The 10,902-nt window shown below is 69.2% G+C and carries 10 protein-coding genes; 6 read left to right on the forward strand and 4 right to left on the reverse strand.

The annotated features are described in order from the left end of the window. Nucleotides 1-39: 39 nt before the first annotated feature. Complete coding sequence (locus ACKTSN_RS45270) at nucleotides 40-444, reverse strand: hypothetical protein (RefSeq protein WP_409475085.1); 405 nt, start codon at nucleotides 442-444, stop codon at nucleotides 40-42. A gap of 448 nt (nucleotides 445-892) precedes the next feature. Between ACKTSN_RS45270 and ACKTSN_RS45275 the strand changes: the two genes are divergently transcribed. From ACKTSN_RS45275 to ACKTSN_RS45300, 6 genes are all read left to right on the forward strand, one after another. After that, nucleotides 893-1,969, forward strand: coding sequence for an ABC transporter substrate-binding protein (locus tag ACKTSN_RS45275; protein WP_409474388.1), 1,077 nt, complete (start codon nucleotides 893-895; stop codon nucleotides 1,967-1,969). Beyond that, complete coding sequence (locus ACKTSN_RS45280; protein ID WP_409474389.1) at nucleotides 1,966-2,823, forward strand: ABC transporter permease; 858 nt, start codon at nucleotides 1,966-1,968, stop codon at nucleotides 2,821-2,823. Before ACKTSN_RS45275 ends, ACKTSN_RS45280 begins: the two co-directional genes overlap by 4 nt. Next, nucleotides 2,799-3,557, forward strand: coding sequence for an ABC transporter ATP-binding protein (locus tag ACKTSN_RS45285; protein ID WP_409474390.1), 759 nt, complete (start codon nucleotides 2,799-2,801; stop codon nucleotides 3,555-3,557). Before ACKTSN_RS45280 ends, ACKTSN_RS45285 begins: the two co-directional genes overlap by 25 nt. Beyond that, entirely contained in the window at nucleotides 3,554-4,891 is a 1,338-nt protein-coding gene (locus ACKTSN_RS45290) for an LLM class flavin-dependent oxidoreductase (protein ID WP_409474391.1), read from the forward strand. Before ACKTSN_RS45285 ends, ACKTSN_RS45290 begins: the two co-directional genes overlap by 4 nt. Then, on the forward strand, nucleotides 4,888-6,144 hold the full coding sequence (locus ACKTSN_RS45295; protein WP_409474392.1) for a vanadium-dependent haloperoxidase: 1,257 nt from the start codon (nucleotides 4,888-4,890) through the stop codon (nucleotides 6,142-6,144). Before ACKTSN_RS45290 ends, ACKTSN_RS45295 begins: the two co-directional genes overlap by 4 nt. Before the next feature lie 277 nt (nucleotides 6,145-6,421). Continuing rightward, complete coding sequence (locus ACKTSN_RS45300) at nucleotides 6,422-7,072, forward strand: DUF4360 domain-containing protein (RefSeq protein ID WP_409474393.1); 651 nt, start codon at nucleotides 6,422-6,424, stop codon at nucleotides 7,070-7,072. 356 nt (nucleotides 7,073-7,428) lie between these two features. Here the strand turns inward: ACKTSN_RS45300 and ACKTSN_RS45305 are convergent, their stop codons facing one another. The 3 genes from ACKTSN_RS45305 to ACKTSN_RS45315 are packed head-to-tail and all read right to left on the reverse strand — an operon-like array spanning nucleotide 7,429 to nucleotide 10,608. Next, complete coding sequence (locus tag ACKTSN_RS45305; RefSeq protein ID WP_409474394.1) at nucleotides 7,429-8,691, reverse strand: sugar ABC transporter permease; 1,263 nt, start codon at nucleotides 8,689-8,691, stop codon at nucleotides 7,429-7,431. Between the two features lie 14 nt (nucleotides 8,692-8,705). Further along, nucleotides 8,706-9,488 (reverse strand): ATP-binding cassette domain-containing protein, encoded by a 783-nt coding sequence (locus ACKTSN_RS45310; RefSeq protein WP_409474395.1) that lies wholly within the window; start codon nucleotides 9,486-9,488, stop codon nucleotides 8,706-8,708. 37 nt (nucleotides 9,489-9,525) lie between these two features. Next, nucleotides 9,526-10,608 carry a substrate-binding domain-containing protein gene (locus ACKTSN_RS45315; RefSeq protein ID WP_409474396.1) on the reverse strand — a complete coding sequence of 361 codons (1,083 nt, stop codon included), beginning with the start codon at nucleotides 10,606-10,608 and terminating at the stop codon, nucleotides 9,526-9,528. Nucleotides 10,609-10,902 lie beyond the last annotated feature (294 nt).

Raw genomic sequence — 10,902 nt, forward strand, 5'->3', positions numbered from 1 at the left:
CGGCCGGCAAGCAGCTGGTCTGCGGCGGATCACCCGGCGTCAGGCGGCGGCCGGGTCGTCGACCTCGGCAGGGATGCGTTGCCTTTCGTAGCGGAGGGCCGCACCCGTCGCGACGGCACCGAGGCCCTCCCACAAGCCCACGCCCAGGAAGGCGGTCGGCGCTCGGCCGCTGATCACAGCGAGTGTGAAGACTGTGCAGGTGAGCAGGCGGAAGGGGACAGTCCAGCGGAAGAATGCCTTCCAGTCGGAGAGCGAGGCCAGTACGTAGTACACGCCCATGTTGAGCGCCGCCATGGAGGAGGCGGTGAGAAAGACCAGGGTGTGGTCTGCCTCCGCGCGTCCAGAGCCCGCTACGGGTGTAAGGCCCATGAGGGTGAGCAGGGTGTCCGGGGAGATCAGCCCCACCGTGCCCAGGGCGGCGGCGAGAACCCCGAACACGGCCATGGTCCAGCCGGACAGGGAGCGGGGAAGCAGCTGCACGAAGTCCTCCGTATGCCAAGGGTGTCAACGCCCGAAGCACCCTTGCACAGGCCGCCGGTCGGCGCCCGTACGTTACTGATCGATCGCCGGTGACAGGGCTCGGCCGGCACTCGCCACGCTGATTTGTTACGCATACATGGCGCACCGACGAAGCTGTCATTGCAGTGGCAGCGAAACCAATGCCCGCTCCTTGACCGGTTTTTGACGTACAGCTAGCTTCGTCGGCATGCGGAAGTCCAGGCAGTTCCGAAAGAGGCGAGCCATCGATCTGATGCGCGTCGCCACCGCGGTGTGTCGCTGACCTGCACCCGACTGCCCGTCCCGCCCGCTTCCGTTTCGGTTTCGCTTGCACCGTCTCCGGTGTCGTAACCCGTTTTCCAGAGCGGTTTCTCCTATCTTTGTGAAGGCCATCATGACCCCTCGCATACGCATGCCCGGATTCCGGCGCCTGACCATCGTGGCCGCTTTGGCCCTCCCTTTCGTGCTCACCTCATGCGTGGACAGCGCGCAGTCCACGGTCGGCAGCAAGGACGTCTCCGCCGAGAAGATCCCGGGGACGGTTTCTCCCGGCACCACCCTCACGGTCGGCGCGCCCGACCTCAAGGTCGCCCTGGAGCTGTCCGGACAGATCGACAAGCTGCCCTTCAAGGTGAAGTGGGCCAATATCAGCGGCGGCCCCCAGTGCTCCGAGGCCTTTCGGGCCGACGCGCTCGACATCTGCTCGGCCGCGGAGATCCCGTCGATCAACGCCCACTGGACGGGACTCGACACCAAGCTCGTGGCAGCGAAATTCCGCAAGGACCCCATCAAGAACCCGATATACGAGCTGGGTATCGCGCCGGGTGCCGACATCACCCCCCTCGCCGACCTGCGCGGAAAGAAGATCGCCTACAGCCCGGGACAGGCCCAGGGCGCCCTGGTCCTGCGCATCCTGGCCGAGGCCGGTCTCACTCAAGAGGACGTGGAACTGGTGGAAATCGCCAGCACCGGCGACGTCTATCCCACGGCGCTCGGAAACCGGCAAGTGGATGCCGCCCCTCTCGGGGACGTCAATATCAAGCGCTATCTGACGAAGTACGGAAAAGACGGCGGCACGACGATCAGGCATGGGCTGCGTGACGATCCCGCCCATCTGTGGGCGCTCACCGAATCCGTCAGCGACGCACAGAAGTCGGCCGCGATCAGGGAGCTCATCATCTTCTGGGCGCGAGCGCAGATCTGGATCGACCAGCACCCGAAGGAATGGGTCGCGGGCTACTACGTGAAGGACCAGGGGCTGAGCCGCGAGGACGGTGAGTATCTCGTCGCGCGGGCCGGTCACCCGGACATTCCCGCGGACTGGACCGCCGCCATCCGCCGTCAGCAGCAGACCATCGACCTGCTCGCCAAGGAGCAGAACCGGGAGCCCTTCACCGCGGACCTCCTGTTCGACCGCCGCTACGAGCCGGTGGCCGCCGAGGCCATTGCCGGAGAGGGGACGCCGTCATGAGCAGTACGGCCTTCGACCAGCAGGCGGCGCCGGCCGTGCACACCCCGGCGGCCGCTGTCCGGACTCGCCGTACCGGCCGCAAACGGCTCGGCCCCGGCCGGCCCGTACCCTACGGCTGGGCGATCGGCCCGCTGCTGCTGCTCGCGCTCTGGGCGGCGGGTTCCGGCTTCGGCCTCATCGACGCCCGCAGTCTGCCGGCACCGTGGGTCATTGCGCAGACCACCGGCGACCTCATCGCCGACGGACGGCTCCAGTCCCATCTCGCCACCTCCGCCCAACGCGCCCTGCTCGGACTGCTCTTCGGCGTGCTCGCCGGGCTCGTCCTCGCGCTCGTGTCCGGTCTCAGCCGACTCGGCGAGGCGGTGATCGACGGCCCCGTGCAGATCAAGCGGGCCATCCCGTCACTGGCGTTGATCCCGCTGCTCATCCTCTGGTTCGGCATCGGCGAGACGATGAAGGTGATCACGATCGCGCTCGGCGTCTTCGTCCCGATCTACATCCACACGCACAACGGACTGCGCACCATCGACAACCGCTACGCCGAACTCGCCGAGACGGTACGGCTCAGCAGGCCAGGCTTCGTCCGCCATGTCGTCCTGCCCGGGGCCCTCCCCGGCTTCCTGCTCGGCATGCGGTTCGCGGTGACCGCCGCCTGGCTCGCGCTGGTGGTCGTCGAACAGGTCAACGCCACCAGCGGCATCGGCTACATGATGGAGCTCGCGCGGACCTACGGACAGACCGACATCATCATCGTCGGACTCGTCGTCTACGGTCTGCTCGGCCTCGTCTCCGACGCCCTCGTACGGCTCGTGGAGAGGAGGGCCCTGTCATGGCGACGCACCCTGGCGGGCTGAATGCCACCGACGGCCGCCCGACGGTCCGGATCGAGAACCTGGTGCGTTCCTTCGGGCAGCGCAGGGTGCTGGACGGACTGGACCTGGCCATCGCCCCCGGAGAGTTCGTGGCCCTGCTCGGGCGCAGCGGATCCGGCAAGAGCACGCTGCTGCGCGCGCTGGCCCGGCTCGACCACGACGTGGCGGGCAGCGGCGACCTCACCACCCCCGAGCATGTCTCCGTCGTCTTCCAGGACGCACGGCTGCTGCCCTGGAAACGGCTGCTCGACAACGTCGTCCTCGGCCTGAACGGCCCGCTCGCCGAGGAGCGCGGCAGGGCCGCCCTTGCCGAAGTCGGCCTCGCCGGCCGCGAGCAGGCCTGGCCGGTGGAGCTGTCCGGTGGCGAGCAGCAGCGTGTCTCCCTCGCCCGCTCCCTCGTACGCGAGCCGCAACTGCTCCTCGCCGACGAACCGTTCGGCGCGCTGGACGCGCTCACCCGGATCAGGATGCACGCACTGCTCAAGCGCCTGTGTGAGCGGCACCGGCCCGCCGTGCTCCTGGTCACGCACGACGTCGACGAGGCCATCGCCCTGGCCGACCGGGTCGTCGTGCTCGACCGTGGCCGGATCGCGGCCGACGTTCCTGTGGAGCTGTCGGCGCCACGCCGCCACGGCAGCACCGAGTACGCGGCACTGCGCGGCCGGCTGCTCGTTCAACTCGGAGTGGACCCCACGGAGGAGGACAGCGCGGCATGAGCGCCCGGAAGCTGCATCTGAACCTGTTCGTCTACCCGGGCGGCCACCATGAGGCCGCCTGGCGCTACCACGGCACCGACCCCAGCCGAATCCTGGACATCGGCTTCTACCAGGACCTCGCCCGCCGGGCGGAACAGGCCACGCTCGACGCCGTCTTCTTCGCCGACGGCCCGTCCCTGGCCGACAACGTGCGCTACGCCAGCCGCTTCCGGCTGGAGCCGTTCACCTGGCTGTCCGCGATCGCCGCGGCCACCGAGCGCATAGGGCTGATCGCCACCGCCTCGACCACGTACACCGAGCCGTACAACCTGGCCCGGCTCTTCGCGTCGCTGGATCACCTCAGCCGGGGACGCGCCGGATGGAACATCGTCACCACCGGTGCGCCGCAGGCCGCCGGCAACTTCGGCCTCGACGCGCACCCGGTGCACGCGGAACGGTACGACCGGGCACGGGAGTTCGTCGAGGTCGTCACCCAGCTGTGGGACAGCTGGGAGGACGAGGCCCTCGTCGTCGACCAGAAGAGCGGGTTGTTCGCCGACACCGACCGTATCCACGAGATCAACCACACGGGCCGCCACCTGAAGGTGCGCGGACCGCTCAACCTGCCCCGCTCCCCGCAGGGCCGCCCGGTCTACGTCCAGGCGGGATCGTCCCAGGACGGCCGTTCCTTCGCCGCGGCCCACGCCGAGGCCGTGTTCACCGCCCACCAGACCCTGCGCAGCGGCCAGGAGTTCTACGCCGACCTCAAGGCGCGGGCCACGGCCCTCGGCCGGAACCCGGACCAGGTTCTCGTCCTGCCCGGCATCAGCCCCTTCATCGGGTCCACGGAGGCGGAAGCACGCGCGCTGCACGAGGAGTTCAACGATCTCACCCAGCCCGAGTACTCCCTCCAGCTGCTCCACCGGCTGCTGGGCCTGAGGCTCAGCGCCGACGAGCTCGACGGCCCCGTAGACCGCCGGCTCATAGAGACCGGCGGGGAGCGCGGCAACGGCAGCCGCTTCCAGCTCGTCCTCGACATCATCGACCGCGAACAGCCCACCGTCCGCCAGCTCCTGCACCGCCTCGCCGGGGCCCGCGGCCACCGCGTCGTCACCGGCACACCGGAACAGGTCGCCGACCAGATCCAGGAGTGGTTCGAGCAGGGAGCCGCCGACGGCTTCAACATCATGCCGCCCTGGCTGCCCGGCGGCTTCGACCTCTTCGCCGACCAGGTGGTGCCGATCCTGCAGGCGCGCGGCCTGTTCCGCACCACGTACGACGGCACCACCCTGCGCGAGCACTACGGACTGCCGCGTCCCACCGCCGTCCCCACCTCAACCAAGGAGTACGCGTGACCCCGCCCGGATCCCTCCCCACCCGCCGCACCATCGTCGCCCTCGGCGCGTCCGCCGTACTCACCGCCTTCGCCACCGCCCCGCAGGCCGCTGCGGCCGACCGCACCTCCACGGCCCTGACCTGGTACGACGTCACGGCCGAGACCATCGCGGCGGCCGGAGCACCCACGCAAGTCACCAACAGCCGCACCTGGGCCATCGCCTGGCTCGCGGCGGCCCGCGCCACCCGCAGCGTGCCCAGAGGCGTCGACCGTGCCGCATACCAGGAAGCAGCGCTCGCTGCGGCCGTCCATCACACGCTGGTCACCCTGGCCCCGAGCCGCACCGAGCACCTCGACACGACGCTGCGGCAGACCCTCGCCTCGCTGCCCGACGGCGAGGCCCGAGACCTCGGCATCGCGGCCGGACGACGCGAGGCCCAGCTCGTCCTCGACTCCCGGCAGGGCGACGGCCTCGACCCCACCTCGGTCAACGCCCCCTACCCGGTGCCGGCCCCTGCGCCCGGCCTGTGGCAGCCGACACCACCGGCGTACGCGGCCGCGACGCAGTACGGCAACCGTCTTGCCAAGCCCTTCCTCCTCAGGGACCCGAGTCAGTTCAGGCTCGACCCGCCGCCGGCACTGGATTCCCGCCGTTACGCCGCCGACCTCGCCGAGGTACGCGCCTACGGCGCCGCGGACAGCACGGCGCGCAGCGCGCACCAGACGGAGACGGCCGACTTCTGGCTCGGCTCGTCCCTCACCCTCTACACCGAGCCGCTGCGCGTGGCACTGTCCCGCTCCCCGCACGGAACGGCCGAGCAGGCACGGCAGATCGCCTTGTTCCATGTCGCCCTGGTCGACACGCAGGTGGCGACCTCCGACAGCAAGTACGCCCACGAACGATGGCGTCCGGTCACCGCGATCCGCACCGGAGCGATCGACCCCGACCCGAACTGGACGCCGCTGCACACCACGCCGGCCCACCCCGACTACCCGAGCGGCCACACCACCTACGCAGGGGCCGCGGAGGCAGTACTGTCGGCACTCTTCGGGGCACGCACCGCCCCCTTCGACCTGACCAGCCCCATCGCGCCAGGCGTGACCAGGACGTACACCACGTGGAGGCAACTCGCGGACGAGAACGTCGAGGCGCGCATCCTCTCCGGCATCCACACCAGATCGGCCGACGAGGCGGGCATCGAGCTGGGCAGGCAAGTGGCCCGGTTCGTGCTGGCACACGCGGAGGAGCTCTTCACCCGCGGGCGGGTCTGAGCGGCATCTGCCCGGACGGCGGGCTACCGGGGCGGCTGCCAGTTCGTCTCGGTGCCCCACCGTTCGGCCGTGGTCATCAGTGCCGACGCGGCGTGCGTGCGGAATGGCCGGACATCGCTCTGGCCTCCCGATGCCTGGATGCGTACGCCGCGAGCGCTCCCGGCATTCACAGGTTGTCCACAGTTTCTCCTTGGGTCGGCCTGAAGGTTGGCATGTGCATGCCTGGAGTACCGCATGGTCGCCACCCCCCCGCACGGAAGCACCAGAAAGGAGAACCATGGCTGCTGGGCTGCTTCTGAGCAGTGCGCTCGCCGCTCTGCTCGCCACCGCGGTACCCGCACAGGACCCGTCGTCCGGGTTCGTCGACCCGCCCCCGGACCGGATCGTCATCAAGATCGCCACGGTGAATGGCTCCGGCTGCCCGCAGGGCACCGCCGCCGTCGCCGTCTCCGCGGACAACACGGCCTTCACGGTGACCTACAGCGAATACCTCGCTCAGGTCGGCGGCAATGCCGACCCCACGGCGTTCCGCAAGAACTGCCAGCTCAACCTGGTCGTCCATGTGCCGCAGGGCTTCACGTACGCCATCGCCAGCGCCGATTACCGGGGCTTCGCCTCGCTCCAGCCCGGCGCCAGTGGCGTTCAGCGGGCCTCGTACTACTTCCAGGGCTCCTCGAACACGGTCTTCAAGAACCACCCCTTCAGTGGCCCCTACAGCGACAACTGGCAGGCCACCGACACCACCGACTGGGCCCAGCTGGTCTGGGCGCCGTGCGGTGTCCAGCGCAACTTCAACATCAACACCGAGCTGCGGGTCGGCGCCGGCACATCCGACCCCGCCAGGAGCAGCTTCATGACGATGGACTCGACCGACGGGGACATCAGCACCGTCTACCACTTGGCATGGAAGGAGTGCCCCGACTCCTGACGCCGCATCCCCGGTGGGCGGCAAGCGCCGCCCACCGGGGCTCGATCCCAGGACCCCCCGAGTGCCTGCCTCACCCGATCGGCGGCATCACCGCGCGCCCCGGGCACGCTCGCACTAGCGTGGATCTCGGACGCGCCGCAGAACTTCGAGCGGCGGGCCATGCGTTGGTGGTCCAAGGCAAGACGTCCCGCTCCCCGCGGGAAGATGCAGGTGCAAGGCCTGCCCAACGCTCGACCGACGGCCCCGGCCCCCTGCATCCGTGCAAGGGCTGGGGTCGCTTCGGTGTCGGGGGAGGGGCCACAAGGGGGAGCGGCCACAACCCTGATGCGCGAAACGTGTGCCGGGAACCGGACGGATCAAGCCCGCCCATGCGCTTCCTGCGAGCGTCGTGACAGGGCGTCGAAGACCACCGCGGCGAAGAGCACCCCGCCCGTGATCATGAACTGCACGGCAGTGTGGATATCCGTGATCGCCATGCCGGAGGCGATCGACTGGATGACCAGCATGCCGAGCACCGCGGACCAGGTCGTGCCGCGTCCTCCGAACAGGCTGGTGCCCCCGATGACGGCCGCTGCGATGGCATTGAGCAGCAGGACGCTCGAGCCTGAGCTCTGGCTCACCGAGGTGATACGGGAGGCCAGGAACAGGCCGCCGATCGCGGCCATGGTGCCCGAGACCGCGAGCACTGCCGTCTGTACCCGCGTCACCCTGAGGCTGGCGCGACGGGCCGCCTCGACGCCGCCGCCGAGGGCGTAGACCTGCCGCCCGTAGTGCGTGTGGCGGAGAATGATGTCGAGGCCGGCCACCACCACGAGGAAGACCAGCAGGGCGAGCGGCAGACCCTGGAACTGGTTGAGCAGATACGCGGCGGCGAACGCGATCACGGCCACCACTCCCGTGCGCACCGCGATTCCCCGGAGCGAACGGTGCGGCATGCCGACGGCCTTGCGGCGGCGCATGTCCTGGTAGGACACGAGGAAGACGAGGCCCGCGCCGACCGCCGCCACCGCGTAGGCGGCGGCGTCGTTGGCGAAGTAATAGCTGGTCAGCTTGGCGACGAGCCCGTTCTCGTCGAGGTTGACGGTGCCGCTGGTCCCGAGGATGTAGAGCATGAGGCCGTTCCAGGTGAGCAGCCCCGCGAGTGTGACGACGAAGGCCGGCACCCGGGTCCTGGCGAAGGAGAAGCCCTGGACGGTGCCAGCCGCGGTACCTGCGAGCACCGCGAGGATGAGGGCGAGCCATTCAGGTACGCCGTTGTTCACGTTCAGAACGGCGAAGACAGCCGCCGCGAGGCCGCTGATCGAGCCGACCGACAGGTCGAGCTGACCGAGCAGCAGTACGAAGACGATGCCGACCGCGATCAGACCCGTACCCACGATGTCCACGCTGAGATTGGACAGGTTCCGGGGCGAGAGGAAGTTCTGGTTGAGGGACTGGAAGACGATCCAGACTGCGGCAAGAACCAGGACGACGGGGAGCGAGCCCAGTTCACCGGCGCTCAGCTTGCGCCGGAGCACGGCCACCCAGCCCTCCACGGCACGGGCGGCGGCCCGCCCGGGGTGCGGAGGACGGGCCTCGGGGGTGGGTGCGGCGGGGGCGGTCCGCGTGTTGTCCGCCATGTTGCGCAGTCCTTTCACCACACCGCGTCCCGGGTGGCCGGCTGGCGGGGCACGTTTTCGGTGGCACCGGTGATGGAGGAGATGATCTGTTCCTGGGACGCGGTGTTCACGTCGAAGAAGCCGTTGTTGCGACCGAGCCGCAGTACGGCGGCCCGGTCGGCGAGAGCTTTGACATCGCCCATGTTGTGGCTGATGAGCAGTACTCCCACGCCGCTGTCACGCAGTTGGTCGACGAGGTCCAGCACCTCGGTGGTCTGCTCGAATCCCAGAGCGGCCGTCGGTTCGTCCAGGAGGAGGACGCGTGGGCCGCTGAGGAGCGAGCGAGCGATGGCGACCGTCTGCCGTTGGCCGCTGGACAGTGAGACGACGGGGGCGTGCAGATCGGGGACGTTCCTGGTCAGGCGTTCCAGCAGACGCCTGGTGCGGCGCTCCATCTCCATCTCGTCGAGGAATCCGAACCTGCGGATCTCCCGTCCGAGGAACACATTGCCGACGACGTCGAGGTTCCCGCACAGCGCCAGGTCCTGGTAGACGGTGGCGATGCCGAGGTCCCGGGCGTCATGGGGGCGCCTGATGTGGACCGTCCCGCCCTCCCACTTGATCACGCCCTTGTCCGCCGGGGCGACGCCGGAGATCACTTTGACCAGGGTGGACTTACCGGCCCCGTTGTCGCCGAGGAGAGCGACGACCTGGCCGGCGTGAATCTCCAGCTCGATGTCCGTGAGGACCTCGACGACACCGAAGCGCTTGCACACCCCGTGCAGTGCCAGCAAGGGGGGAGCCGGCACGGAAACCATCTCCTTCCGGAGCCCGGGCCAGGTCGGAACCGGCGCGTCAGGTCAACCCGGCCCTGTTGCAGGCGGACGTGAGTTGGGGGGTGCAGATCTGCTGGACGGTGTACACGCCGTCCTTCACCACGGTGTCCTTGATGTTGGTGACGGTCACGGACACCGGGGTCAGCATGACTGCCGGAACCGCCTCCCCACTGCTCGTCCTCACCGTGTCCTCGGCAACCCGGTCGAGGCTTTCACCGCGGGCCGCGGCCACGGCCATGGCGGCACCGGCGGAAGCCTCGGGGCCGAAGGGCTTGTACACGGTCATGTACTGATCCCCGCTCACGATGCGCCGCAGCGCTGCGAGCTCGGCGTCCTGCCCGGTGACGGGGGGCAGCGGGTTGACCTTGTTGCTTTTGAGGGCGGAGATGCTGCCGGCGGCGAGGCTGTCGTTGGCGGCATAGACCCCGTCGATGTTCTCGGCGCCGAGGGCGGAGATGGCGCCGGACATGTTCATGTTCGCCGCCTCCGTCCTCCACTGGTGTGTGTCATACGCTTTGCCGATCTTCACCCTCTCGTCGAGCACGGACAGCGCGCCCTGCTTGAACGAGATCGCGTTGGGGTCGCTGGAATCGCCGTTCATCATGACGATCTGGCCGCTGTCAGCCCTGTCGCCCATGGCTGTCAGCAGTGCCCTGCCCTGGAGCCTGCCGACCTCCTCACCGTCGAAGGTGACGTAACCCGAGATCGGGCCCTCCGCAAGGCGGTCGTAGGCAATCACCGCGATGTCCGCGTCGTCAGCCTTCTTGACCGCCGAGCCCAGCGAGGTGGCATCGACAGCAACGAGCAACATCGCGTCCACGCCCTCGGTGATCATGGCGTCCACCTGTTGCTGCTGAGTGGCCACATCGTTCTTGGCGTTGGCGTACTCGACCGCGCAGTTGCCGCACAGCTCCTTGATCTTCTTCTCTATCAAGGGCCTGTCCTGTGTCTCCCAGCGGGCCGTGACGGCGTCCGGCAGCAGCACACCGATCGTCGGCGCGTTCGCGTCTCCGTCCCCGGCGCCCGGCCCGCATGCCGCAAGAGAAAGGGCCGCCGAGACGGCGGTCAGGGCGATGGCCGCGTCCCGTGTCCAGGCCTTCATGTGAGAGACCTCCTACGGGTTTCCGGTGCCGCGCCCCACCGGCATATGCCGCGCGCGTGGGGCATCGACGCGTGTGCATCGCGGCGCCGAGGTTCGTCCGCGACTCGGTCGGGCCGCACGGTGGAGGGCCCGATCGGACAGGCCTCGCTGAGTCGGATCGCCACCTCGGCAGGGAACGGCTCGGGCGGTCGCAGAGCGACATCGCCCACCCCGGCGGGGTGGGGCCTCGGCCCGACCAGCCCGGCACCGGCGGCTACCTCTTCGAGCATGACGACATCCGGCCTCCTCGTCATG

The organism is Streptomyces flavusporus, from assembly GCF_046267975.1.
GTDB classification, from domain to species: domain Bacteria; phylum Actinomycetota; class Actinomycetes; order Streptomycetales; family Streptomycetaceae; genus Streptomyces; species Streptomyces flavusporus.